Origin of the sequence: Kitasatospora sp. NPDC098652, assembly GCF_044760155.1 — a bacterium.
In the GTDB taxonomy this organism is placed as follows: Bacteria; Actinomycetota; Actinomycetes; order Streptomycetales; family Streptomycetaceae; genus Kitasatospora.
On record NZ_JBIWAQ010000008.1, the window covers coordinates 134,371 to 157,665 of the forward strand.

A 23,295-nucleotide genomic window follows, 5' to 3' on the forward strand; every position below is an offset into this window, starting at 1 on the left:
GAACCGCTCACCCCTGGAGGGGAGCCCTAGCTGCGCCACTCACTCATGGTCACAGGGTGGAGGCACGAATGTCTTCTTCAATCTTGCGATTTCTAGAGACTCACTACAGAAGAATTTGACCGTGTCCACGCCAAACTGTGGACACGGCCCAGGCCGGCACGAAGCATGGCACTTTTCGACGGACCGTCAGCCGATCAGGCCAACTCCCCCAGCAGCAGCCCTGACTTCTCCCGGGCCGACGCAACCTGCTCGTAGCCGGTCACCTCCTCGACGTTCCAGGCCCGGCCTTCGTCGCGCCGGAAACCGCTCGGGCCCTGCGCCGGCGCCGAGGACCGCGATGCGGTGCTTCATGGCGTTGCTCCTGTCTCGTTCGTGCCCCTTGAACGAGACGGCGCCCCGATTGCTGACAGGAGCCGGATGTGACGCGGGCCACAGGATGGGAGATCTACGGATCTCACCGACGGTTACTCGCCCATGAAGACGACGCGGCGGGGTGTACCGGAGGTGCCGGAGGTCGTGGTGGTCGTGGTACGGCCGGCCGGGACGGCTCGGTCGCGGCCCCAGGTGCGGATCTCCTCGATCTGTTCGGGGTTGGTCCGGCTGAGCGGCGTGGTGTTGGCGAAGGTGTCGAGCACGAACGACGGGAGCAGCTTGGCGGCGCCGCCGTTGAGGTGCACCTCGGCGCCGACCTCGTGGAGGGCGGCTTCGATGTCGGAGCCGGCGAATCCCTCGGAGAGGTCGACGAGACGGTCCACCTGGTCCGGGTCGGGCTCGACCTTGACGTACTTGCGGTAGTAGAGATCGATGATCTCCTTGCGGTCCTGTGCGTCGGGGAGGTCGACGAAGAAGAGTTCGTCGAAGCGACCCTTGCGGAGGAGTTCGGGCGGGAGGCTGCGGACGTCGTTCGCGGTGGCGACGACGAACGCGCGGGAGTCCGACTCCTGGAGCCAGAAGAGGAACTGGCCGATGATGCGCTGCGGCACGCCGGACATGTCGTGGCTGCCCGCCAGCCCCTTCTCGATCTCGTCGATCCACAGGATGCACGGCGCCACCCGGTCGGCGGTCTCCAGCGCCTCCCGCATCCGGCCCTCGGACTCGCCGAGGTACTTGCCATGGATGCTCGCCATGTCGAGCCGGTAGAGCGGGAGTTGCCACTGCGAGGCGATGGCCTTGGCGGACAGCGACTTGCCGCAGCCGGGCACGCCGACCAGCAGCACGCCGCGCGGCGGCCGCAGGTCGGTGCCGCGCAGATCGGCGTGCATCAGTTCGTGCTTGCGCTGGAGCCATCCCCGCAGGCTGCTCAGGCCCCCGACGGAGTAGTCCGAGGCCTTGAGCTGGACCCGCTCGAGGCCGGCGAGGTCGCTGAAGATCCGGTCCTTGGCCCGGGCCAGCGCGAGGACGTCGTCGCGCTGGACCGCTCCCTTGGCGACGATGGTGGCCATCAGGTTGACCGCCTCGGCCTCGGTCACGCCGAGCAGGAACTCCGAGGCGCGGCGCGCGTCGTCCTCGTCCCATTCGATCGGCACCACGCCGTGGTGGTCGTCGAGGAAGCTCTTGATGGTGCCGTACATCTCGTCGGCGTCCGGCAGTTCGAGCTGCAGGCTCATGCCGAGCCGTTGCAGTCCGCTCCAGATCGGGCTGTCGGTGATCAGGACGATGCTGCCGGCGTTGGCGTCGGCCAGCCGGGCGAGTTCGGCGACGTGCCGGGTGAAGTGGGTGTCGGTCTCCAGGCCGTCCGGGTCGACCAGGATCAGGGTGGCCTGCGGGCGGCTGGTGAACTGGGCGGCGGCGAACTCCATGGCGCCGGTCAGGGAGCGGTCGTCCTGGACGGTGGCGTTGGAGCGCAGGTCGCGCAGGCCGGTGGCCCTGGTGTAGATCCAGAACGGCTGGCTGCTCCGGCGCGAGCGGGTCGCCACCTCCTTCACCAGCCGCAGCGCCCGCTGCTGCTCGATGGTACGCAGGCCGATCACCGGTACTCGCGCGGTGAGGTAGTTGTCGAGGTCGTCTCGGCTCTCGGCGTAGTTGGACATCTGGGCCTCGGGTCTCGGTTCAGCGGTTCGGCAGTTCGGCGGACGGCGGTTCGGCGGGACGCGGTAGGACGACGGGACGCGGTAGGACGGCGGGTCGAGGACCCGGTCAGCCCGGGACGATGCGGCGGCGCGGCCCGTCGGCGGGGTCGTAGGACCAGCCGCCCGGGTCGGCCGGGGGCGTGGCGGTGATGACGGCGGTGAGCGGGTTGTCGCGCAGGGTGCGGCGGCGCGCGTCGACGGCCTGTTGGTCGTGCTCGTGCGACGTCCGGCGCTCCAGCTCGCGTTCCAGGTCCTCCTGGGCCCGGCGGGTCTGCTCGTCGATGATCGCGGTCAGCTTCTCCCGCAGGTCGGCCGGGAGCTGCTGGTGGCCGGCGAGCGCCCGGATCCGGTGCAGCCCGGTGCGTGCCTGAGCGAGGGCGCGGCCCGCGGCGAACTCGTCGTCGGCCGCGTTGACCGCCGCGACGAGCGCGTCCGCCCAGGCCTGGAGGCGCTGTTGGAGCGCTTCCGTGATCCGCGCCCCGAGCCGCTGCCAGGTGTCCTCGGGGAAGTCGGTGGCCGTGAGCGCGGGCAGGCCGGTGTCGTCGACCGGCTCGCCCGCCGACCAGCGTTCCAGGAAGTCGGCCCAGGCGTGGTAGCGGCCGCCGAGTGGTCCGGGTGTTCCCACTGCCTGCTGCCCGGCCGGTGTCCCGCGCCGCCGCCAGGCCGGTGTCACAGCCCGCTTCCAGGGCGGCGTACCGTCACCTCGCCGGGCGGCAGCGGTTCCCAGTCCGGCAGGCCCTCGACGATCCGGCGCAGCCGACCGGTGGCCCGCTCCGTGGTGGGCTTCGGGCTGGCCGCCCACGGGGAGGCGGCGGGGCGACGCGGTGGTGGCGGGGCGGGGTAGGGCGTGGTCACTGCGTTCCTCCGGACTGCGGGGCGGCGGCGGGTCGGACGGTGCGCCCGTCGAACGGGCTGTGGGCGTGGCCGGCGGCGGCCAGTGAACCGATGAACTCGCGGGTCCGGGCCTCCACCTGGTCCGCGTTCCGGTAGGCGGTCTTCCAGTCGGTGTACTCGGCGCACGCGCCGCGCAGTTGGAGGATGGAGTCGTTCTTGGCGCGCGCCAGCAGCTCCTTGGCCGAGTCCGTGGCCCTCCGGGCGGCCTCGGAGCGGGTGTACAGCACCACTGCGCAGATGCCGCCGGCCAGGACCGCCAGGCCGAGGGCGACCGCGATGTTCATCGGGCCGACGACGAGCAGCAGCAGCACGAGCGCGCCGCCGAGCATGACCAGCTGGCGCTGCAGCGGGTAGGCCAGCGAGGCCAGGAAGGGGGCGGTGTGCTGGTCCCAGTGCTGGGCGAGCGACTGTTCCAGGGCGGGGAGCGGGGTGTTGAACGAACCTGCCCACTGCGGCAGGTTGAAGACCTGGGCCCCGAAGGTGTGGCTGGTGGCGAACACCGCGTGGACGTCCGGCGGTTCGGCCATCCGGTAGTCCCGGCTGAAACCGGCGTGGGCCTGGGCGAACCACTCGTGGCAGGCGGCGACGGCGAGCCGCTGGGTGGAGGCCGAGGCACCGATGGCCGAGGGGTTGAGTGCCGCGGTGGACTGGATGGTGAGGTAGTCGAGCGTCTCCTCCAGCGAAGCGGAGTCGACGTCCACGGCCTGCCTGGCGGCGTCCAGGTCGCCGTCGCACGCCACCACCGCCTGGTTGAACGCCAGGTCGCGGCGGAGCGGCAGCTCCTCGTTGTCGTACTCCGAGACCAGCCGGTCCAGGATGTCGTCGATGGCGTCCTCGAGCCGCTCGGACGGGAGGGACTCGCCCGCCATCATCGCGGTGTACTTGGCGAGGATCGCCTGCTGCGCCCGGGCCGAGGCGAGTACGGCGTCCAACTGCGGCCACTGCGGGGACACCTGGGCGAGCCGGGGGAACTCGCCGGCGGCCGACGGTGCGCGCAGGCTGTCGATCTCCGCACGCCACCGACGTACCTGGGCTGCCCGGGCCTCGTCGTCGCCGAGCAGGGTCTCGCGCCACCGCCCGAGCGTCTCGTGCAGCATCTCGCGGCCGCCCGCGCCGAAGGCCCCCTGCGAGATGGACTCCAGGATGACCGCGAACTCCCGACCGAGGGCGGCCGGGTCCTGGGCGATCAGGTAGTGCCGCAGCCACCGCACCGCGGCCTGCTGGCGGCCCTGTCTGCGCAGCACCAGCGCGAAGAGGAGCGAGGTGCGCTCCGGCGAGCGCCGGAACGCCTCGTCCACCGCCCGCTCGCACAGCCCCGGGTCGTCGGCGGACCAGGCCGCGAGGGCGACCAGGGCGGGCGCGAGCCAGTAGCGCGGCGTCTGGATCATCAGCTGCTCGCTCACCGAGGTCACCGTCGCCTCGGACACCAGGCCGAGGTCGAAGGCCTGCAACATGCCGACGGCGGTGCGCCGGACCACCTTGTGGTGGCCGAACTCGTGGTCGACCTTGTCCTGGATGACACCGATGCGGGTCTCGGCCCGCTGCACGTTGGCGGTCAGCTGGGACTGGTGGACGAAGGCCAGGAAGTCGGCGCGCAGTTGCTGCAGTTCGCTCTGGGTCTGCTGCTGCGCGATGCCGACGGCGGAGACCTTGCCGGACACCTGGCCGACCTGCTCGGAGAGCCGGTGCACGAGTCTGTCGACCTGCGCCACCTGGTTGCGCAGGACGTGGTCCACCTCTGTCATGCGGGTCTCCGTTCACGGTGTGGCAGTCGGCGGGACGGGTTCACGGGCGTACCACGCTGCCGTCCGGGAGCACCGGCAGCACCAGGCCGCCGTCGTACACCTCGACGAAGGCGTAGGCGCCGGTGCGCACCAGCATCCGGGCGGCCGCGAAGGGGTGGGGCATCGGATCCCCGGGGGCGAAGTGGTCCACGATCGAGTGGAAGAGGTTCAGCTGGTGGTCGACGTACGGTGCACCGAGGTAGCAGGTGGCGAGGAAGCCGAGCGGGACGTCGCCGAACTCGTTGGTGTAGTGCTCCTTGAGCCAGTCGGCCAGCTCGTTGCAGGCGGCCGGGTCGAGTCCGGCGTCGAGTCGGCGTACGGCGTTCAGGAAGCCCACCGGCCTCGCGCGCAGCCGGTCCGCCCCGACGCGGGTCTGTGGCGGTCGCCCGCCGGTGGCCGGACCGCTCGCCGCAGCCCGACCGGGCGCGGTCGCCTGGCCCGGTCGCACGACGCGGCGGGGCTGCTCAATGAAACCCATGAATCCCCCGATGACCATGGAGTGACACCGCGCTCACGCCGCGCGGTCGAGAAGGGAAGGATAGTGATCGCACCGCCATATTGCGAAGCCGTGCAGGTGATCGCACGCGCATGGCCGGATGACGACCTGTTCCCGCCCACCATTCGCCCGGTCGACCGGTCCGCCGGGGCGGTGTCCGCCTGGAACACTTCTGACCATGAGGACGGTATTTGCACTCCTGGTGGGGATCAACGACTACTCGGCGCTCGGCCGCCCTTCGCTCCGAGGGTGCGTCAACGACGCGGCCGCTGCTGAGCGTTGGCTGGGCGCGAAGGTGACGGAGCCGGTCGTGCGGACGCTGCTCGACTCCAACGCCACCGTGCGTGCGGTCACCGACGGCATCCGCGGGCATCTCGGGCAGGCGGGGCCGCAGGACACCGCACTACTCTGGTTCTCCGGCCACGGGACCGAGTTCGACGCCACGGCCGAGCAGCTGAAGGTCGAATCCACCGGCCGCTGCCAGGCCCTGGTCTGCGCCGACGGGCCGTTGCTGGACAAGGAACTGGGGGCCCTGCTGGACGAGGTCGCCGCCCGCGGCGCCCATGTCGTCGCGGTCCTCGACTGCTGTTTCTCGGGCGGCGCGACCCGGGACGCCGAGGGCAACGCGCGCCTCCTTCCACCGGATCCGTCCTGGGCGGCGCTCGCGACGGCCCGCGACGTCACCGCTCCGGCGGCCGGGCCGGGCCACGTCCTGCTGGCCGCGAGCCGGCTGAACCAGCCCGCGTTCGAGGACTGGTTCGACGGACGCACGCACGGCGTGTTCACCCACGCACTCCTCGGCGCGCTCGGCGAGCAGGGCGGCCCGGAGCTGAGCTACCGCCGGCTGATGGCGGCCGTGCAGTGCCGGGTGCAGGGCTCGGGTGAACGCCAGCACCCGGTCCTGCTCCCCCTGGAGGCCGGTGGCCCTGCCGACCGGCCGTTCCTCGGCGGGGCCGTTCGCGCCCCGAGCCCTCACCTGCTCCGCCACGGTGCTTCGGGCTGGGAGGTGGACTGTGGAACCGTCCACGGGCTGCGCGGCGGCCCGGACGCCGGCGGTACCGAGTTCACCGTCGAACCCGGGCCCGGCAGCCAGGACCGGCACCTGCTGACCGCCCGGGAGGTCCGGGTCGACCGGACCCTGGTGGAGCCGTCCGGCTGGTCACCCGATCCGGCGCTCAGCTACCCGGTGACGCTCTCCGCGCTGGCCCTGCCGCCGGTGTCGGTACTGGTCGAGGCAGCAGAACGCCCTGCGGTGGATGCCGAGTTGACCGAAGCCCTGCGCACCGCCCGCTCGCCGCTGCTTCGCCACGTGGACGATCCGCGGGACGCGCCCGGGACGCTGCTGCGGGTCGTCCTGGACCGGGCGCAGGCCCGGGTGCTGTTCCGGGACGGATCCCCCGCCGTCCCGGCGCTGCCGTGGGGCGGTACGGCCGACGCCCGGCGGATCGTCGACTGCCTCGTCCACCTGGCCGGCTGGCATCAGCTGCGCGACCTCGCCAACCCCGATCCCTCGCTCGGATCCCACGTCCGGGTCGAGGTGACGCCCTGGGGCAGCGGTGCCCCGATCATGCCCGAGGGCTCCGGTGAGATCGTCTGCAGTTACGGTCGCGGGCCGGGCGGCCGGCAGGAGCCGAGGGTGTCCGTCCGCATTCACAACCGTTCGACGAGCAAGGCCCTCTGGTGCGTCCTGCTGAACCTCACGGACAGCTACGCCAGCCGATCGGTCCTCTTCCCCGGGGCCTTCATCGCCCCCGGCGGCACCGGTTACGCACTGAACGGCGATCCGGTTCACCTCAGTCTCCCGTCCACCCGACCGGTCCGGCCCGGCGCCTACGTCCGCGACTGGCTCAAGCTGATCGTGGCCGAGGGCGAACTGAACACCGTGCCGTTCCAGTTCGGGCCCTGGGACCCGGCGCTGCCCGCGGACCGGCAGAGCGGCCGGTCGACGGACGGCGTGTTCCGCCCGCTCGCCCCGGGCGGCAGCCGGGACATGCTGCCCGGCCGCCCGGCGGCCTCCCCCGGCCGCTGGGCGGCGCTCACCCTCCCGCTCCGCACGGTCGTCCCGGACTGATCCGCCGTCACTGCCCCAGGTGGGTGAAACCGGCCCAGGCCGAGAGGTCGTCCGGCTCCACCGCGGCGGCGCGGGCGGCCAGCGCGCCGGGCATACCGGGCGGCAGCCGGCGGTCCGGGTCGAGCATCCACAGCTGGGCCCGGCGCAGCGCCCGGCCCGCCTGTTCCTGCTCCCGGCGCAGGAAGTGGTGCGTCATGAACATCAGGACCGAGGTGGCGTCGTCGGGAACCGGCCACAGCGAGCCGATCACCGAGCGGGCTCCGGCCACCAGGAAGGCCGTGGCGAGGCTGTACGCCTCGTTGTGGCCGCGCCCGGACACATGGCTCCGGCAGGCCGCCAGGACCACCAGCTCCAGCCCGTCGCCGCTCCGCCCGGCCGCCTCGGTCAGCTCCTCGGCGGCCAGCTCACCGCCGCTGAAGGACAGGTACGAGCTGTAGCGCTGGTTGGCGGCCACGGTGGCATGGCAGGCCAGGTGCAGGACGCCACCACCGCCGCGGCGCAGCCAGGCGAGCACCTCGGCCGGCGTGCCCGGGCCGTCGGCCTCGCCCGCCGCGCGCCGCCCGAGGAAGCTGCCCCGCGGGTAGAAGGCCCGCTGCACCGCGTCCGCCTCCTCGCCGGCGTAGCGCAGGTCCCCGGTCGGATTGCCGACCACCAGGGCGGCGCCGGTGTGCGGGGTGGACGGCCGGGCGGCCACGTCGCACAGCAGCCGGGCCGAGGCGGCGTACGAGATCTCGGCCTGCTCGACGGCGTACCGGCGGCGTCCGGTGGCGTCCGGCTCCGACCAGGCCGCGTGCCACGGCACCACGCCGAGGGCGCCCATGGGCACCAGGATCAGCGACGGCGGGCGGGTGCGGCCGGGTGGGGGCACGAGCAGGTCCAGCAGCGGCTTGACCGCCGCGTACCAGGCCCAGGAGCACAGCCGGTCCAGTTGCCGGCGCAGCGAGGTCGAGTCGGGTGCGGCAGCGTGCGGGGCCGGCCCCATGTCCCGGACGGACCGGCCGGCCGGGGTGTAGGCCCGCAGGGGTCCGGCGTCCTCCTTCAGTAGCGGCAGCGGCAGCCAGTGCGCGCCACCGTCCGCGGTGACCAGGACCGCCGCCCCGCCGCGGTCGTCGGAGGCCGGCACCAGGTACACCAGGGCGTCCGCCCGGCAGCTGCGCAGCGCCTCGCCGATCTCCGCGGGGGCCGGGGTGCCGAGCAGCCGGGCCGACGGCCCGCCGTCCGGGCCGGGGGCGGTCAGCGCGGTCAGGACGCGGCGGCGCAGTTCGCTCGGGACGCCGCCGGGCCCGGTCCAGCCGTCCGCTCCGCCGGGCGGTTCGGCGCCGCCCGCGGCCCGCCACTCCTCGGCCAGATCGGGCCGGCCGGTGGCGGTCAGCAGCTCGGGCACCGTCATCGCGGTGTTCGCGGCGTGCAGCACCAGTCCGCGGCAGGCGTCCAGTGCCTGGACGGCGGCCTCGGGGGCGTCGTCGGCCAGGCACCAGGCGGCCACCTCCAGGGCCGCGGCGGTGGCCTCGGCCGCGCCCTCGGCGGCGTGCCCGGTGCCGGACTGGAGCAGCGCCGCCCAGGAGTGTCCGCGCAGCGACTCGAGCCCGGCGAGGCGTCCCCGGCGGCGGTCGTCGCGGGCCGGGTCGGCGCGCAGCCGGTAGGCCCGGCCGAGGGTCAGGTTGCACACCGCCCAGAGCCGGTGCTCGGGGCCGCCGGCCAGCCGGGCGGCCCGCTCCAGCAGGTCGATGCCGGTCTCCAGCTCGCGGCGGTCGCGGCTCCGGGAGGCCTTGGCGCAGTGGACGCTGCCCAGGACGGAGGCGTAGCGCAGCCAGTCGTCGCTTCCCTCGTCGGACAGCTCCAGGGCCTCCCGGAGCAGGGTCGTTCCTTCGTCGAGCAGCCGAGGGTCGGGCCGGTCCATCGCCCGTGCGGTGCGGGCGATACCCGCGTCCCCCAGCACCCAGGCACGGTGGTCGCGCGGCAGCCGCGCGGCTTGGCGGCGCAGTTCGTCGAGGGTGGCACCGCCGTGGGTCGCCATGGGGGTGGTCGGCAGGCCCAGGCTCCTGGCGAGCTGGTCGCGGCCCATCCGGGCGTTCTCCAGCATCGTCCACAGCTCCCCGCGGGCGGGGTCGTCCGGGTCGAGCGCGCCGTGGACCTCGGCGAGCCGCGCGATGGCCCGGTCGCTGCCGGCCAGATCGCCCTGCCGCGCGCAGCGAATGGCTTCGATGCCCGCGACCTGGCCGTCGATGAGCGACCGGAGGTAGGGGGTGGTGCCGGGCCGGTCGCGCAACCGGGCGATGGCGCTCGCGGCCGTCTCCACCTCGTCGAGGCCGCCGCGCAGTTGACCTCGCTGGCCCTGGACGGCCGAGCGCAGCAACTCGATCCCGTCGGTCATCCGCCCGTCCTGGCCGGTGCGCAGGTCGCGGGCCGCATCGATGTGCTCCAGCGCCCCGTCCAGGCCCGACCCGTCTCCGGCTGTCGCCTCGTTCAGGCCGATCAGGCCGGCGACCGCGTGGACGTTGCTCAGCCCAGCGGCATCCCCCTTCCGGTGCTGCAGTGCGGCCTGCAGGAGAGCAGTCTTCTGCTCGGTGGTGACGTGCGTGCCGTGCGGATCGAGGAACGGCACCAGGCCGTACAGGAACGCGGCCGTCTCCCCCGACTCTCGGCTGTCCGGGTCCATTTCGCGCCAGGTCCGGTACAGCCGGTCGAATTCCGCGGACAGCCGGTCGAGACCGCCGATGTCGTTGGCAAGACCGTTGAACTCCTGATCGCTGAGGTTCACGAAGGCCCCGCCGTGTTCGACGTCCGCCAATGTCCCCATGGTGGCGCGGTGGGCCTCCTGGAGGAGGGCGTCGACCTCGGGGCCCGCCTCGGCAAGGCCCCGGCTCACCAGCTCGTGTCTGACCCAGCCGTGGCACATGACGGCCATCCGCCGGAACTCGGCGCTCTGGCTCTCGTCCTCGAGGGCACGCCCACTGGCCGCGGCGAGCACCGGCAGGCGCGCCGGGTCGCCGTCGGCCCGGTAGCGGGCCCACTGGAGAGTCGCCACCAGCAGGGCCAGCGGCGCGGCCGAGCCGCCGTCGTGTTCGGGCTGCCAGCGGTCGAGAGCCCGCTGCAGCAGGTGGAGCGCCCGGTCCCGTCCGGCGTCGTCGTCGCGCTCGGTGGCACGCTGGTAGAGCAGCCGTCCGAAGCAGTCCAGGTACGTGGGCAGCAGTTCGTCGACGGCACCCGGCTCGGCGAGCAGTGGCGCCAACTCCGCCTCGGCGGGCCCGACCTGGGTGCTGTCGTCCCAGTGCCACCACAGCATCGCCCGGATGTAGACCATCCGGGCCATTGCCTCGCGGCCCCACCACGGTCGCTCCGCGGATCGCTCGCCGGCCTCGACCAGCGCTCGGCCGAACTGGGTCCGGGCCTCCGTCAGCAGTTCCCGGTCCCGGGCGCGCTGGCCGTGCGCCAGCTGGGCGGTGGCGAGTCCGTAGCGCAGCAGCGGGACGTCGCTGTCCGGCGTGGCCGCCTCGAGAGCCGCGCGGAAATGCCGGACGGAGGCCTGCGCGTCGGGCAGGTCACCGCCGGTGCGGTACCGCTCGTGGTGCAGTGCACCGGCCTCCCCGTGCAGTTCGGCGGCCTCCGGGCTGCCGGGTTCGTGGTCGTCGAGCGCGGCGTCGTACCGGCGCAGCGTCTCGGCGAGCAGAGCCGCCCGTTGCGCGGCGGGCCGGTCGTCGGACTGCACCCACCGCAACCGGGCGAGCCGGGCCACCAGGTACCTGCCGAGCACCCTGAGGTGCTCGAACGACGACCCGGCGACCGGCTCGGCCAGGCCGTCGACCAGCAACGCCCAGGCCTGGTCGAGCAGTTCGGGTTGCGGGCGGTCGTCGTACCGGAACAGCAGCACGCGGGCGCGGAGGATCCGCCAGGCGTCCCAGATCTCCTCCTCACCGGGCCGGGCGAAGGCCCGCTCGAACGCCTCGTCCGCCAGGTCCAGGTCCTCCGGGCGGGCCTGCCGCAGGAAGAGCTGGTAGCTGAAGTCCCCGGCGACCGCCCACGCCCTCGGCGCCTGCGGGTCGTCCGCCCGCAGACCCGCCAGCTGCTCCAGCAACTCGTCCCGCTCGGCGCGCAGTTCGTCGTCGGAGACCTCGTCCGGGCCCCGGTCCCGGTCCGGGTCCGGGTCCGGGCCCATCGCCCGCTCCGGTGTCACGGGGCGATCCTCGCGTGGTAGGGCTCCAGCAAGGAGTTGAGCCGCTTCTCCCCCTCGGCGGTGTCGAAGTCGACCGGCGGGACGCCCGTCTCCTCGACAACATCCGGCACACAGCGGTCACCGAACAGGACCACCACCCGGTCGCCGGGCTCACGCTTGGACGGCCAGAGGAAGCCCTGCGCCCACGGGTCGGTGTGCTCACGGATCCAGTGGCCCCAGTCACGGGTGAACGGGTACTCGGCGGCCTCCGCCTGAACCAGCCAGGAGTCCTGGGCGACACTCGCCAGCTCCCGGCCGGTCACCAGGGACACCACGTCCAGTTCTGCGGCCAGCCGCAGGAAGGACAGCCGGCGGCCGCGCACCGCGGCCCTCGGCACCAGCCGCGGCGTCCCGCCCGGCTCGAACGGAACCGACCGCAGCAGCGACTCGCACACCGCCGACTCGGCGGTGAGCCCGGCGTAGAGATAGCCGAACGGGTCGCACCTGGTCGCGTCGAAACGGCCGCCGCCGTAGAGGCAGTGGGCGGGTACGGGATTGAACGCGGTCGCCGGGTGGCGGGCCGCGTGCAGGCGGTACAGCGGGGTGCCGGCCGGCAGGGTCAGCTTGGCGGGCGTGCCCGGCAGCACCCGCGGGGGCCTGGTGTTCGCCATCCGGTTACTCCTCCTCCGACAGGTACCGTGCTGCGTCGACGAGTTGGCCGTCCCGCCCGGCGCCGAGCAGGTCGGCGGGGTTGCCGCCCAGCCAGGCGTTGGCCGACAGCCACCAGTCCGCGACGCCCCACGGGTCGCGTTCGGCGTCCAGAACGGTGTTGACCTCCACCACCGTCGGCAACGGCGTGCCCGCGGCGCCGAACTGGAAGCCGGGCAGCCGCGGCCTCCCGCCGGGCCCGGACAACCTCAGCAGCCCGGCAGCGCCCGGATCACCGCCCAGCAGCCGCACCTCGTCGGGGTCGAGCGCCGGTACGGCCAGGATCCTCGCCCGGATCGGGCCGAGCACCGGGCCGACCATGCGGTGGCCGTCGAGCACCAGCACGGCCAGGTCGTCCGCATGGAAGCCGAGGTGCGACCGGTCCTGCGGGTCCCCGGCGAACCGGGCACCGGACGCGTCGTCGAGCCGTCCGGACTCGGCGTCCGGCAGCGCTTCCAGCAGCAGCCGGGCCGCCGCCTCGGCCGCCTGCAGCCGGTCCGGCCCGTCCTGCTCGGCGGATCTCAACGCCTGCAGCCGCGCCTCCAGTTGGCGGCCCGACGCGGGTTCCAGCAGGCCGGCCAACCGGTCCCAGTCGGCGGCGGCCGCCGCAAGCACCTGGTACGGGTTCATCGGGTCCTTCCTTCGACGGCCTGCACGGCCGTGAGTTGACGTTCGATCAGATCTGCGACAGCGGCCCGCCGCACCACGAGGTGCACCTCCCACTGCGCACCGCGGATCAGTTCGGCCTCCACCGCGGCCCAGAGCATGCCGAGACTGACCTCGTACGGCAGCCCGCCCCGGCCGGAACCGAGCAGCGGAAGACAGATCGAGCGCAGCGGAGGATCGAACTGCCGGTGTTCCTCGGCGAGCACGGCGAACGCCCGGGCGACCGCCCGGGTCACGTCCGCCGGCAGTACGTCGTAGTCGTTCGTCCCGAGGCGCGGGACCGCCACCGCGGCGTGGTAGATCCGCCGAACGCCCTGCTCCACCAGCGCCCCCGCCCCCACCGCCGCCACGGTTCCCGGCAGCACCGCCCGGCCCGGCGCCCCGTGCCGGGCGGCCCACCTCCGCAGCTCCTCGTGCACCAGGTCCTCGACGAGCTCCCCGGTCGGCCCGCGCAGCGCTCCCACCCGCCGGAGCGACGCCGACACCGACGACTTGTACGGCTCCGGCAGCGCCAGATAGGTGTTGGTCGGCGAGACCACGACGTCCACGTCGCGCAGCAGATCGACGGGGTGGACGTGCACCGTCACCAGCGCGGTCCGCTCGCCCACCCGGACCCGCAGCGCCCGGTGACCCGAGGACGCGGGCGAGAGCGGCCCGACCTCCCCGCCGTCCCCTGCCTGGTCCGCCGGGCGCGACTGCGCTGCCCGACCCGGCTGCCCCGCCCGCGCGGCCATCCGGATCACCTGCTCGGCGACCTCACCCAGCACCAGCGCCTCGTGGTGCTTGCGGAACCGCTCCACGCTCACCCCGTACACGCGCGCGGCATGCTTCCGACGGTCGGCGGGCGGCCAGTCGCGAGTGCCCTGGGCCAGGCCGAGGCTGTACTCGGCGGCCTTGTGAAGGCTGCCGGGATCGATCCGCGTCACCGCCAGCCGCAGCAGCTGCTCCACAGCGGCGGGCCGCGACTCCCACCCGGCCGGCAGGTCGATCATGTCTGCGGCCCGGGCCAGCGCCGGGAGCTCCAGCTCACGCAGCCGTACCAGGCCGACCCGCCGCAACTCCCGCACCTCCCTGAGAACTGACGCATGGTCCGGCGGGTCGCTGTGCACCATGCCCGAAAGGATCGCACCGTGCCGACGGCGGCGACAAGCCGGATCCGCACCGGCCTCCCCGCCACCGAGATCGTCAACGGCGCGTGCCCATCCACATCGGCGCCGCTCTGCTCGGCGACCTGAAAACGGCATCGCCGCACCTTCGGACGGTAGGCAGCTCCTTCGAGGTACCGGCGGACGGACCGGCATGCGAGACTGATGATCATCACCGGGGCGGTAGAACGCAGGCCCCGGCAGGGGACGACACCACGGGGGACACCATGCAGAACACCGGCACCGACACGGCCGCATCCGTATCCGAATCCGCCGTCGGCCTCGACGCCGCCGGCGCGGCCGATGCGGCCGGTGCAGCCGGTGCAGCCGGTGCGGCCGGTGCGGCCGGTGAACTGCTGCCCTCGATCGGCGAAATGCGGCTCCCCGCCTGGTTCTTCGGCTTCGAGGGCGTCCTGGCCGGCGCCTTCGACCTGCTGCGGGCCTTCCCGTCCGCCTGGCCCGCCCTGATCGTCCTCGTGGCGGTCAACATCACCGTCTCGCTCACCCTGCTGCGCAAGCGACTCCAGCTCGCCAAGCTCCTGTGGCGCGGCAAGGGCACCCGCAAGGTGGCCTTCGCCCTGGTGGGCCTGCGGCTCGGCACCCACCTCCTGCTCAGCGCGCTCGGATTCGCCCTCGTCTCGGCACTCGGCCACGTCCTGATGGCCCTGGTGATGGCCGGCGTCACCGTCGGCCTGCTGGTGTACGTCCAGCGCACCGCGCTCGCCGCCCTGGTCACCGCGGGCAAGGCCACGGCCTGAGACGTCGGTGAGGCGTCGGTGGTCACGGCGGGTCGCGCCGCAGCGTGATCACGACGCCACGACGAGTGCAGGGCGGCTCAACGCGCACCCCGGACGGGGTTTGGCCTCCCGACGTCCGGCAAGCCGCCAGGCATGGACGTTTCAGCTCTGCAGAACCGCCGCTGGTCCCGCCGACTGCGCCGCACGCTCGACGCACCGGCACACTGGGAGGTCCTCGACCTCCCCTCCGGGAAACTCGCCGACGCGGTGGAAGCACTCCCGCTCGGGCCGTACCGCGACGCCCTGCGCGGCGTGTGGCTCGGCCACCCGCTCCACCCGGGCCTGGTCCAACTGCCCATCGGCTGCTGGACATCGGCGGGCCTGCTGGACCTCACCCCGGGAGCTCGGCGGTCGGCCGACGCGCTCGTCGCCACCGGGCTGCTGACGGCCGTGCCGACCGCACTGTCCGGCTGGGTGGACTGGGCCCGGCTCGACCCGCCGCGCCGCCGCACCGGCCTGGTCCACGCCCTCGCCAACACGACCGGCGTGCTGTTGTACGCCGGCTCGCTGCTGGCCCGCTGCCGGGGCCGACGCGCCCGCGACCGGCTGCTCGGCCTGGCCGGGCTCGTCGCCATCACGGGCGGCGGTGTCCTCGGCGGCCACCTGGCCTACGGACAGGCCGCCGGCCCCAACCGGGCCGCCGACGCGCCCCGACTCGCGCCCACCGACTGGGTAGGACTCGGCCCGGTCGACGGCTTCCCACCGGGCGAACCCGTCCGCAGGACGGCCGGCGACCTGCCCGTGGTCGTCGTCCGCGAGGGCGAGCGCTGCCACGTGCTCGCGGAGCGCTGCGCCCACCTCTCCGGCCCGCTCGCCGACGGCACGGTGGCCGACGGCTGCCTGCGCTGCCCGTGGCACGGCAGCGAGTTCCGCCTGCGGGACGGCGAGGTCGTGAGCGGCCCGGCCACCTCGCCGCAGCCGGTGTTCGAGACCCGGGTGCTCTCCGGGCACCTGGAGGCACGACTGCCCGGCGCCGGCTGACCGTCAGCCCAGCGGCCCGCCCCCGCCGCCGGTGTCGCCGTACTCCCGCGCGGCCGCCCGGCGGGCCGCCGTGCGGCGCAGCACCACGTGGGGCAGGACGAGCCAGGTGGCGGTGAACCAGACCAGGACGGCGGCACTCAGCGCCCACGCCGCGGCCGGGTTGCCGGTCGCGGTGCGCAGCAGGAGCAGCAGGGCGGCGGCGATGGTCAGGGCCAGGGTGGTGAGCCCGGTGGCGATGAGGCGGCCGGCAACGTGGATGAGTTCCGGTTTCATGTCGTGGCCGGTGAGGAAGCGGTGGAAGGCCACGGGTGCGATCAGGGCGCCCGTGGCGACGGCGCCGAGGACGACCGTGGCGACGTAGAGGTTCTTGTCGAAGTCGGGCAGGGCGTCGAAGCGCGGGGTGAAGGCCACGCCGATGAGGAAGCCGAAGAGGATCTGCGCGCCGGTCTGGCACACGCGGACCTCCTGGAGCATCTCGTTCCAGAGCCGGTCGGCCCGTTCCTGGGGCGTCTCGTCCCGGCCGGGTGTGCTGTCGTTCTTCGTCAACGGATCCTCCCCGCCTGGCGCGGTGGGGCCTCGGTCGTGGTGACCGGTCAGGGGCGGTCCTCGTGGTGGCCGCACAGCCAGGCCAGCGCCTGGTAGACGCCCAGGGCGTGCCCGGCGTCCGTTCGGTCCTCCAACGCGTCGCGGTCTGCCGGCGCGTCTCGGCCTGCCAACGTGTCTCGGCCTGCCAACGCGTCGCGGTCTGCCAGCGCGTCGCGAAGGCGCACCGCGGCGGCCTGGCACTCGGCCAGCAGCTGTGCCCGGCACGGTCCGCTGGTCCCGAGCACGGCGGCGGCGGCGGTGACCGGTGCCGCGATCTGGGCTCCGGCGGCCCAGCGGTAGGCCCCCAGGACACCGTGGTCGAACCGGGTCCAGGGCTGCGGGCGCCGGTTGGAGGTCTCGATCGCGTCGAACACCTCGTCCAGCACCCGCACCCCCACCGCCGGGATCTCCGTCTCGTCACTGGTCATGCCCGCAACCTACGACGACTCGCCGCCGCCCGCCGCGCGGCAGGACGGCCGGACGGCCCGTCGGCACGGGCGTGCCCTGCCGGATGCCGGGCATTCGGGTGAACCACCGCACCCGGTGGCGGCCGCCACCGGACGGGGAAGGGGCGGCCGAGGCAGGGCAGGCCGGGCCTGGCCCGTCCGGGTCGGTGTCACGCGGCGGGGCGACGCGCGGCCATCAGGTCCGCGCCCGGCGCCTGCACCAGTCGCAGGCCCGCGGCCTCGAGCTCCTCGGTGAGCCGCTCGGGTGAGGCAGGCCACAGGTCGAACGCTTCCCGGGCCTCGCGCAGCAACTCCTGCTCGCGTTCGACCCGGTAGGTGAAGACCATGCGCAGGACGCCGCGGTGGGGCCGACGGGTGACGTCGGCGCTGTACAGGTCCGGGCCCACCCGCACCGGACCGAGCCGCCCCACCTCCTCGCACCCGGCGGGCAGGTCGGTGGGCGGCGGGTCGAACAGGAGCAGCCCGCCCGGCAGGAGGGCGGCCGAGATCGCCTTCCAGGTGGCACGCCTCGTCGGGGGATCCAGGCAGGCCACCACGTTGGAGGCGACTGCCAGGTCCGCCACGGCCGCCAGGCCTGCCGCCTCAAGGGTCTCGGGGTGCACGGTGACGCGGGCACGCTGGTCCGCCCCGAGGTGGGCCAGGCGCGACAGCAGGGCGGCGCGCATGGCCGGGGCCGGTTCGACGGCGTGGACGGGCACGCTGGAGGCGCGCAGCAGGACCTCGGTGACGATTCCGGTGCCGGCGCCGACGTCCAGGACGGCGTGACGGGCCCGGGTGGCAGCCTCGGCGAACCGCCGCTCGGCCAGGCGGCGGTCGGTCTCGGCCTGCAGGAGGTCGTAGAACTCTGCGGAGACCGCGTATCCGCCGTCGGAGGAGTCGTTCTCGGAGGATCCGTTCTCGGAGGACTCGTTCACGGCGCGCTCAGCCGTGGACGGGCGTGAAACGCGGCGGGTCCGCAAGCCGGCTGGAATGTGCCGTCGACATCGAGGCCTCCCTCACTCCTGCCCTGGGCGGGTCCACCCTGCCGACGCTACGGCCCGACGACCGGCCGTGCATGCGGCGCGGGGCCCGTTTGCCCCGCCGATTCCGGGAAAGCCGCACAGCATGGAACGAGCCCCACGGTCATCGGACAGGAGGGTGTGACATGCCTCGCGGATCGAGTCCCAAGCGGGAACGGCAGTACGAGCACATCAAGGAGAGTGCGCTGGAACGCGGTGAGAGCGAGAAGCGCGCCAAGGAGATCGCGGCCCGTACGGTGAACAAGGAACGGGCCCGGCACGGGGAGTCGAGGACCGCCAGCCGCAGCTCGGTGCAGGACATCTCCTCCGCCCGTCGCGGCGGGCTGCACTCGCACAGCGGCGCCCAGGGGCCGACGAAGGAGCAGCTGTACAACGAGGCCAGGCAGCGCAACATCCACGGGCGCTCGAAGATGAACAAGAAGGAACTCGAACACGCCCTGGGCCGATAGGAGTTGGTGACCGCGGGAACCGTTCCCGCGCCGCCCGACCCGGACACCCGCCCGCACCACGGGCACCCACCCGGCCCGGGCACCCAGGGGTGCCCGGGCCAGGACGCGCCGTCTGCGCCTACGGACCGTCGGAGCGGCCTTCCCCGACTTCTTCGGGGGTGAAGAGGCTGTTTGTCTCGGTTATCTCCAGCAGGCGCTCGACCCGGCTGCTGGCCGCGCTGATCGTGAGGGTGCGGTTACTGCGGTGCGCGCTTCTGCGCAGGCCCACCAGGAGGTTGAGACCGGCGCTGTCACAGAAGGTGACCGCGGACAGGTCCAGTTCGAGCCCTGCGTCGCTGGCGTGCAGCGCGCGTTCAAGGGTTTCGCCGAGGCCGTCGGCGACGTCGAGGTCGATCTCGCCGCACACCGTCGCACGGGTTCGGCTGCCTACGGTGTCCAGCTTGACCACCAGGCCGTCGGCAATCCACCGGTCGGCGGGCGACTGTCCGCCGACCGACGCGGGCGGGGGAGGATTCGGGGTGGCGAAGCGCGCCACGGGCAGCTCACCGCTCATGTCACCTTCTCCTGCCTGGGAGCGCGGGATGACACATTCAGCGTCTGCCGAATCCCTTCTCACGTCAACCGATACGTGAACAGTAATTCGTCAATAACACTGCATACGATCACGCTCGGTATTACCGTCGATACCACTGGTGCGGTCGGTCGGTCACCGCAGCAGGACTGCCAGCAGTTCGGCCAGCGTGGGGCCGCTGTCCGCGGGATGGCGCAGCTGTTTGCCGTCGATGACGCGGTAGACGTTCGAGCGTCCGACGCGGCGGTGGCTGAGATAACCCTCGGCTTCGAGGTCGGCGATGATCCGTTGGACCGCCCGCTCCGTCAGAAGGCAGCGGGCCGCGATGTCCCGCACCCTGATGCCCGGGTCCCGCGCGATCTGCACCAGGACCCGCGCATGGTTGGTCAGGAACGTCCACTGGTGCCCGGACACCGGTTGTTCTTCCACCTTCTCAGGATAGGCCGACGCGCTAGGCGAGACACGAAACAAGATTCACGTATTCCGCTGAGGTGGATGCGCGAATACGGGCACGGGCGAATGCGGACGTGGGCGATGTGCGGCCGACCTGCGGAACATGCGGAACATGCGGCCGGGCCGAACAGGACTCGACTTCACGGTCGGCGTGCCCGGCCCGGCGTGCCCGGCCCGGCGTGCCCGTCCGTCACGGGGCCCGCTTGTCGGCCGCCGGCGCGTGCGGCTCGTCGTCGTCCTCCGGGTCCTCGCCCTTGGCTCGGACGTCCGCCGGCGTGGGCGCCACGATCTCCCTGGTCTCCGCCGACCGCTCCCGCGCCTGCTCGTCGCCCCGGGCCGTGGTGTCCCCGTGAGTGGTGTTCGTGTCGGGGGTGCTCGTGTCGGGGGTGTTCATGACTGGTCCTCTCCCTGGTGCCTCCTCCGGGCGGAGGCGGCACCAGGCGGCTGCCCCGCTTCGCGGGTTCCACACTCGCCGGCATCGAGGTCGAGTGCGGTCCGGTCCACCCGGGCACCGGACTCGCCACCCCCTACTACGGCGAACGCGGCGTGCCGGCCGTACTCGAAGCGGCCCTGCAGCAGTGGGGCGGCGAACGGCAGCAGGACGCCGGCCGCCTCACCGGCCTCGCCCTGCGTCGCCGCCTACCGGATGACGCCCTCAGCTGTTGTCCGGGTGCTCCACCGCGTCCGGGCGGCCGAGGTCGAGGGTGGCGAGGGCTCCGCCGTCCGGGGCGTTGGCGAAGGTCAGCCGGGCGTCGAGGACCGCCGCCTGGCCGACGGCGATGGTGAGGCCGAGGCCGTGGCCCTGGCCGCGTTCTGCGGCGCCCGTACGGAAGCGTTGCGGTCCGTGGGCGAGGAGGTCGGCCGGGAAGCCGGGGCCGTGGTCGCGCACCGTGATGCAGCTGCCCGTGACGGTGACCTCGACGGGCGAGGCGCCGTGCCGGTGGGCGTTGGCCACCAGGTTGGTGACGATGCGCTCCACCCGGCGCGGGTCGGTGCGGACCACGGCGGGGGCCGACAGCCCGAGCCGGGTGTCGCCTCCCGCCTGCTCGATCGCGTGGGCGACGAGGTCGCCGAGGGGTACCTCGTCGAGCCTGGCCCGCTCGGCCCCGGCGTCGAGCCGGGAGACCTCCAGCAGGTCCTCGACCAGGCCACGCAGGGTGCGGACCTGGGTGCGGACCAGGTCGGCCGCCTCGTCGTCCTCGGGCAGCAGTCCGGCGGCCGTGACCAGGCCCATCAGCGGGGTGCGCAGTTCGTGGGCGACGTCGGCGGTGAAGCGCTTCTCCGCGGCCAGCCGCCCTTGCAGGGTCTCGGCCATCTCGTCGACGGCCGCCGACATCTCGGTGATCTCGTCGCGGGCGCGGCCCCGGCGGCCGATCCGGGCGTCGAGGTCGCCGTCGGCGATCCGGCGAGCGGTCCGGGAGCCGTGGCGCAGCCGCCGGTTCATCTGCTCGGCCGCGAGCGCGGTGACGGGCACGATCACGGCCAGGGCGACGAGGGCGGCCTTGACCATGTTGCGGTCCAGCAGCTGGAGGTTGCGCACCTCGGCGCTCATGTCGGTGCGGACGGTGAGCACCTGGTTGTCGCCGACGGGCACGGCCGCCCACATCCAGTACCAGTTGGGCGCTTTGACGTCGTACCAGAGGGCGTACTCCCCCGGTGTCCGCAGGTTCGCGACGGCGTGCGCCAGCGGAGCGGGCAGGTTGGCCGGGGGCTGGAGGTCGGCGGGGTCCGGGCGGCGGCCGGTGCGGGCGAACTCCTTCTCGGCGGAGCTCAGTTGGGCGATCGCGCGGTCGCGTCCGGTCCGGTCGCCGCGCTCCGCGGTCGCCCGGTGGACGAGCAGGCCGATCGTCGCGGCGACCGTGCAGCAGGCGAGCGCGACCAGGGCGGCGATCTTCCAGCGCAGGGAGCGCGGGTTGAGGCGCCACGGGTCACGGCGGCGGCGCGGGTCGGGGCTCCCCGGGTCGGGGGTTCCCGGGCCGCGGGTTCCCGGGTCGCGGGTTCCCGGCTCGCGGGTTCGCTCGGTCATCCGGTCAGCCCCGGACGAGCTTGTAGCCGAAGCCCCGGACGGTCTCGATGCGGTCGGCGCCGATCTTCTTGCGCAGCCGCACCACGCAGAGGTCGACGACCCGGGTGTCGCCCTCCCAGCCGTAGTCCCAGACGTCGTGCAGCAGGCGGCGGCGGTCCAGGACCGTGCCGGGGTTCTCGGCGAAGGCCAGCAGCAGGCGCAGTTCGGTGGGCGTGAGGGGGACGGCCCGACCGTCCAGCCGGACGTCCAGGCCGCGCAGGTCGATGGTCAGGTCGCCGAAGGCCAGGAGGTCCGGCTCGGTCCGGGTGTCCTGCGGGCGCTCCGGCGCGGGCCCGTGCGCGGGCCCGTGCCCGGGCTCCTGGGCGCGCTCCCCGGCCGGCCCCCGGTGGAAGGTGGCGCGGCGCAGCAGGGAGCGGATGCGGGCGACCAGGACGGGGATGTCCACGGGCTTGACCACGTAGTCGTCGGCGCCGGCCTCCAGCCCGGCCACGACGTCGAGGGCGTCGCCCCGGGCGGACATCATCAGGATCGGGGTGAGGCCCTCCTCGCGGATCCGCCGGCACAGGCCGATGCCGTCGAGGCCGGGCAGCATCACGTCCAGGATCAGCACGTCGTGCGCCCCGGCCCGGAAGGCCTCCAGGCCGTCGAGCCCGTCCCCGGTGACCTCGACCTGGTACCCGTAGCGCTCCAGGGCCAGCTGGACCGAGCGGCGGATGACCGCGTCGTCTTCGACGACCAGCACGCTGACCGGGTCGGGTACGCGGGTTCCGGACAAGAGTTCTCCCGTGTCTTGGCCTGGGGATTCGTGCTCGTTCGAGCTCACTGGTGACCGATCGTAGCCGGACGGGGCGCGGCACCGAGGATGCCCGGAGCGGCAGGTGGGGGCACGGCCGGGCGGTGCCCAGGGGGCGGGCGACGGCCGGTCACAGCCGCAGGGTCGCGGCGACCGGCAGGTGGTCGCTGCCGGTGTCGGGCAGGGTCCACGCCGAGCGCGGGGTGATGCCCTTCACCAGGATCTGGTCGATCCGGACGACCGGGAACGACGCGGGCCAGGTGAAGCCGAAACCGGCACCGGCCTCCCGCTGCGCCGACCGCAACGGCCCGGTGAGCGCGTCCAGCGCGGAGTCGTCGACCGAGCCGTTGAGGTCCCCCAGGACGACGATCCGCGGGAGCCGTTCGGCCCGTACGGCCTCGGCCAGCTTGGCGGCCGCCTCGTTGCGGCGGGCCGTGGTGAAGCCGGCGGCCGGGTGCACCCGGACCGAGGCGAGGTGCGCCGCGTAGACGGCCACCGGCCCCTTCGGGGTCTGCACGGTGGCCCGCAGCGCCCTGGTCCAGGGCATGATCTCCACCGGCTCCACCGCCTGGAGCGGGTACTTGCTCCACAGTCCGACACCGCCCCGCACCTCGGCGTAGGGGTAGGCGGCGGCCAGTTCGTGCCGGTAGGTCTCCTGCGCCCGGCTCGCAAGCTCCTCCACCGCCAGGACGTCGGCGCCCGAGGCGGCCAGCGCGCGGGCCGTCCGGCGCGGGTCGGGGTTCTCCTCGTTGACGTTGTGGCTGACCACCGTGAGGTCCCCGCCGCCGGCGCGCTTGTCGACGAGGGCGGGAGCGAAGAGCACGGTCCAGACGAGGGCGGGGACGAGCACGGCGGCCGCCGCCAGGGCGGACCGCCGGACCGCCGCCAGGAGCAGCAGCACCGCGACGCCCAGGCCCGACCAGGGCAGCACCGTCTGCCACAGGCTGCCGAGATTGCCGACACCGTTGGGGAGTTGGGAGTTCAGGGCCATCAGGGCGGCGCAGAGCACGGCGGCCACCACGATCAGCCGCCCGCGCGGCCGCCGCGGCCGCGCCGCACGGCGGGCCGGACGGCGGCGGACCGGACGGCGGCGGACCGGACGGCGGCGGCCGGGCCCGGGCGCGTCGGCCACCGTCTCCCGGCCCGTCTCTTCGACCACCGCCCCGAC

General features: G+C 73.7%; 22 protein-coding genes. 4 read left to right on the forward strand and 18 right to left on the reverse strand.

The genetic code is table 11. The features are described from left to right. Nucleotides 1–464 precede the first annotated feature (464 nt). The 5 genes from ACIQWA_RS19420 to ACIQWA_RS19440 form a co-directional block, all read right to left on the reverse strand. A complete protein-coding gene (locus ACIQWA_RS19420; protein ID WP_402484001.1) occupies nucleotides 465–2,030 on the reverse strand; it encodes an AAA family ATPase in 1,566 nt (521 codons plus the stop codon). A 106-nt stretch (nucleotides 2,031–2,136) separates the two neighbouring features. Then, a complete protein-coding gene (locus ACIQWA_RS19425; RefSeq protein ID WP_402484003.1) occupies nucleotides 2,137–2,694 on the reverse strand; it encodes a hypothetical protein in 558 nt (185 codons plus the stop codon). Between the two features lie 44 nt (nucleotides 2,695–2,738). Next, nucleotides 2,739–2,924 (reverse strand): hypothetical protein, encoded by a 186-nt coding sequence (locus tag ACIQWA_RS19430; RefSeq protein ID WP_402484005.1) that lies wholly within the window; start codon nucleotides 2,922–2,924, stop codon nucleotides 2,739–2,741. Further along, nucleotides 2,921–4,708 carry a hypothetical protein gene (locus ACIQWA_RS19435; RefSeq protein WP_402484007.1) on the reverse strand — a complete coding sequence of 596 codons (1,788 nt, stop codon included), beginning with the start codon at nucleotides 4,706–4,708 and terminating at the stop codon, nucleotides 2,921–2,923. The genes ACIQWA_RS19430 and ACIQWA_RS19435 overlap by 4 nt, the downstream gene beginning before the upstream one ends. Nucleotides 4,709–4,748: 40 nt before the next feature. Beyond that, nucleotides 4,749–5,084, reverse strand: coding sequence for a hypothetical protein (locus tag ACIQWA_RS19440; protein ID WP_402484008.1), 336 nt, complete (start codon nucleotides 5,082–5,084; stop codon nucleotides 4,749–4,751). 337 nt (nucleotides 5,085–5,421) lie between these two features. Here ACIQWA_RS19440 and ACIQWA_RS19445 point away from each other — a divergent pair, with 337 nt between their 5' ends. Then, nucleotides 5,422–7,314, forward strand: coding sequence for a caspase domain-containing protein (locus ACIQWA_RS19445; protein ID WP_402484010.1), 1,893 nt, complete (start codon nucleotides 5,422–5,424; stop codon nucleotides 7,312–7,314). 7 nt (nucleotides 7,315–7,321) lie between these two features. Here the strand turns inward: ACIQWA_RS19445 and ACIQWA_RS19450 are convergent, their stop codons facing one another. The 4 genes from ACIQWA_RS19450 to ACIQWA_RS19465 are packed head-to-tail and all read right to left on the reverse strand — an operon-like array spanning nucleotide 7,322 to nucleotide 13,953. Then, nucleotides 7,322–11,488, reverse strand: a complete 4,167-nt coding sequence (locus ACIQWA_RS19450) for a CHAT domain-containing protein (RefSeq protein WP_402484012.1) — start codon at nucleotides 11,486–11,488, stop codon at nucleotides 7,322–7,324. After that, nucleotides 11,485–12,138 carry an RES family NAD+ phosphorylase gene (locus ACIQWA_RS19455; protein WP_402484014.1) on the reverse strand — a complete coding sequence of 218 codons (654 nt, stop codon included), beginning with the start codon at nucleotides 12,136–12,138 and terminating at the stop codon, nucleotides 11,485–11,487. Before ACIQWA_RS19455 ends, ACIQWA_RS19450 begins: the two co-directional genes overlap by 4 nt. Before the next feature lie 4 nt (nucleotides 12,139–12,142). Continuing rightward, the gene (locus ACIQWA_RS19460) at nucleotides 12,143–12,805 is read right to left on the reverse strand and encodes a hypothetical protein (protein ID WP_402484016.1); all 663 of its coding nucleotides are present in this window, start codon (nucleotides 12,803–12,805) and stop codon (nucleotides 12,143–12,145) included. Next, nucleotides 12,802–13,953 (reverse strand): macro domain-containing protein, encoded by a 1,152-nt coding sequence (locus ACIQWA_RS19465; RefSeq protein ID WP_402484018.1) that lies wholly within the window; start codon nucleotides 13,951–13,953, stop codon nucleotides 12,802–12,804. Before ACIQWA_RS19465 ends, ACIQWA_RS19460 begins: the two co-directional genes overlap by 4 nt. Nucleotides 13,954–14,213: 260 nt before the next feature. Here ACIQWA_RS19465 and ACIQWA_RS19470 point away from each other — a divergent pair, with 260 nt between their 5' ends. Then, nucleotides 14,214–14,744: a hypothetical protein gene (locus ACIQWA_RS19470; RefSeq protein ID WP_402484020.1), complete on the forward strand. Its 531-nt coding sequence runs from the start codon at nucleotides 14,214–14,216 to the stop codon at nucleotides 14,742–14,744. A 132-nt stretch (nucleotides 14,745–14,876) separates the two neighbouring features. Beyond that, nucleotides 14,877–15,764, forward strand: coding sequence for a Rieske 2Fe-2S domain-containing protein (locus ACIQWA_RS19475; protein WP_402484022.1), 888 nt, complete (start codon nucleotides 14,877–14,879; stop codon nucleotides 15,762–15,764). Nucleotides 15,765–15,767: 3 nt separating this feature from the next. Here the strand turns inward: ACIQWA_RS19475 and ACIQWA_RS19480 are convergent, their stop codons facing one another. The 3 genes from ACIQWA_RS19480 to ACIQWA_RS19490 form a co-directional block, all read right to left on the reverse strand. After that, complete coding sequence (locus tag ACIQWA_RS19480) at nucleotides 15,768–16,310, reverse strand: DUF6328 family protein (protein WP_360233867.1); 543 nt, start codon at nucleotides 16,308–16,310, stop codon at nucleotides 15,768–15,770. Nucleotides 16,311–16,357: 47 nt separating this feature from the next. Beyond that, a complete protein-coding gene (locus tag ACIQWA_RS19485) occupies nucleotides 16,358–16,777 on the reverse strand; it encodes a hypothetical protein (RefSeq protein ID WP_402484024.1) in 420 nt (139 codons plus the stop codon). Nucleotides 16,778–16,965: 188 nt separating this feature from the next. Beyond that, the gene (locus ACIQWA_RS19490; protein ID WP_402484026.1) at nucleotides 16,966–17,730 is read right to left on the reverse strand and encodes a class I SAM-dependent methyltransferase; all 765 of its coding nucleotides are present in this window, start codon (nucleotides 17,728–17,730) and stop codon (nucleotides 16,966–16,968) included. A gap of 230 nt (nucleotides 17,731–17,960) precedes the next feature. On the opposite strand from ACIQWA_RS19490, the gene ACIQWA_RS19495 reads away from it, so the two are divergent. Beyond that, a complete protein-coding gene (locus tag ACIQWA_RS19495) occupies nucleotides 17,961–18,284 on the forward strand; it encodes a plasmid stabilization protein (RefSeq protein ID WP_402484028.1) in 324 nt (107 codons plus the stop codon). 118 nt (nucleotides 18,285–18,402) lie between these two features. On the opposite strand, the gene ACIQWA_RS19500 is transcribed toward ACIQWA_RS19495, so the two are convergent. The 6 genes from ACIQWA_RS19500 to ACIQWA_RS19525 form a co-directional block, all read right to left on the reverse strand. Then, a complete protein-coding gene (locus ACIQWA_RS19500) occupies nucleotides 18,403–18,837 on the reverse strand; it encodes an STAS domain-containing protein (protein WP_402484030.1) in 435 nt (144 codons plus the stop codon). 153 nt (nucleotides 18,838–18,990) lie between these two features. Further along, the gene (locus ACIQWA_RS19505) at nucleotides 18,991–19,284 is read right to left on the reverse strand and encodes a helix-turn-helix transcriptional regulator (protein ID WP_402484032.1); all 294 of its coding nucleotides are present in this window, start codon (nucleotides 19,282–19,284) and stop codon (nucleotides 18,991–18,993) included. A gap of 214 nt (nucleotides 19,285–19,498) precedes the next feature. Next, nucleotides 19,499–19,702 carry a hypothetical protein gene (locus ACIQWA_RS19510; protein ID WP_402484034.1) on the reverse strand — a complete coding sequence of 68 codons (204 nt, stop codon included), beginning with the start codon at nucleotides 19,700–19,702 and terminating at the stop codon, nucleotides 19,499–19,501. A gap of 261 nt (nucleotides 19,703–19,963) precedes the next feature. Beyond that, nucleotides 19,964–21,334 carry a sensor histidine kinase gene (locus ACIQWA_RS19515; protein ID WP_402484035.1) on the reverse strand — a complete coding sequence of 457 codons (1,371 nt, stop codon included), beginning with the start codon at nucleotides 21,332–21,334 and terminating at the stop codon, nucleotides 19,964–19,966. A 4-nt stretch (nucleotides 21,335–21,338) separates the two neighbouring features. Continuing rightward, nucleotides 21,339–22,109 (reverse strand): two-component system response regulator CseB, encoded by a 771-nt coding sequence (cseB, locus tag ACIQWA_RS19520; protein ID WP_402484037.1) that lies wholly within the window; start codon nucleotides 22,107–22,109, stop codon nucleotides 21,339–21,341. A 148-nt stretch (nucleotides 22,110–22,257) separates the two neighbouring features. Further along, nucleotides 22,258–23,154: an endonuclease/exonuclease/phosphatase family protein gene (locus tag ACIQWA_RS19525; RefSeq protein WP_402484286.1), complete on the reverse strand. Its 897-nt coding sequence runs from the start codon at nucleotides 23,152–23,154 to the stop codon at nucleotides 22,258–22,260. Nucleotides 23,155–23,295 lie beyond the last annotated feature (141 nt).

Coding starts and splice junctions, on each gene's coding strand:
- ACIQWA_RS19420 (WP_402484001.1), bottom strand. CDS start 2,030: ATGTCCAACTACGCCGAGAGCCGAGACGACCTCGACAACTACCTCACC.
- ACIQWA_RS19435 (WP_402484007.1), bottom strand. CDS start 4,708: ATGACAGAGGTGGACCACGTCCTGCGCAACCAGGTGGCGCAGGTCGAC.
- ACIQWA_RS19445 (WP_402484010.1), top strand. CDS start 5,422: ATGAGGACGGTATTTGCACTCCTGGTGGGGATCAACGACTACTCGGCG.
- ACIQWA_RS19455 (WP_402484014.1), bottom strand. CDS start 12,138: ATGGCGAACACCAGGCCCCCGCGGGTGCTGCCGGGCACGCCCGCCAAG.
- ACIQWA_RS19460 (WP_402484016.1), bottom strand. CDS start 12,805: ATGAACCCGTACCAGGTGCTTGCGGCGGCCGCCGCCGACTGGGACCGG.
- ACIQWA_RS19465 (WP_402484018.1), bottom strand. CDS start 13,953: ATGGTGCACAGCGACCCGCCGGACCATGCGTCAGTTCTCAGGGAGGTG.
- ACIQWA_RS19470 (WP_402484020.1), top strand. CDS start 14,214: ATGCAGAACACCGGCACCGACACGGCCGCATCCGTATCCGAATCCGCC.
- ACIQWA_RS19475 (WP_402484022.1), top strand. CDS start 14,877: ATGGACGTTTCAGCTCTGCAGAACCGCCGCTGGTCCCGCCGACTGCGC.
- ACIQWA_RS19485 (WP_402484024.1), bottom strand. CDS start 16,777: ATGACCAGTGACGAGACGGAGATCCCGGCGGTGGGGGTGCGGGTGCTG.
- ACIQWA_RS19495 (WP_402484028.1), top strand. CDS start 17,961: ATGCCTCGCGGATCGAGTCCCAAGCGGGAACGGCAGTACGAGCACATC.
- ACIQWA_RS19500 (WP_402484030.1), bottom strand. CDS start 18,837: ATGAGCGGTGAGCTGCCCGTGGCGCGCTTCGCCACCCCGAATCCTCCC.
- ACIQWA_RS19510 (WP_402484034.1), bottom strand. CDS start 19,702: ATGAACACCCCCGACACGAGCACCCCCGACACGAACACCACTCACGGG.
- ACIQWA_RS19515 (WP_402484035.1), bottom strand. CDS start 21,334: ATGACCGAGCGAACCCGCGAGCCGGGAACCCGCGACCCGGGAACCCGC.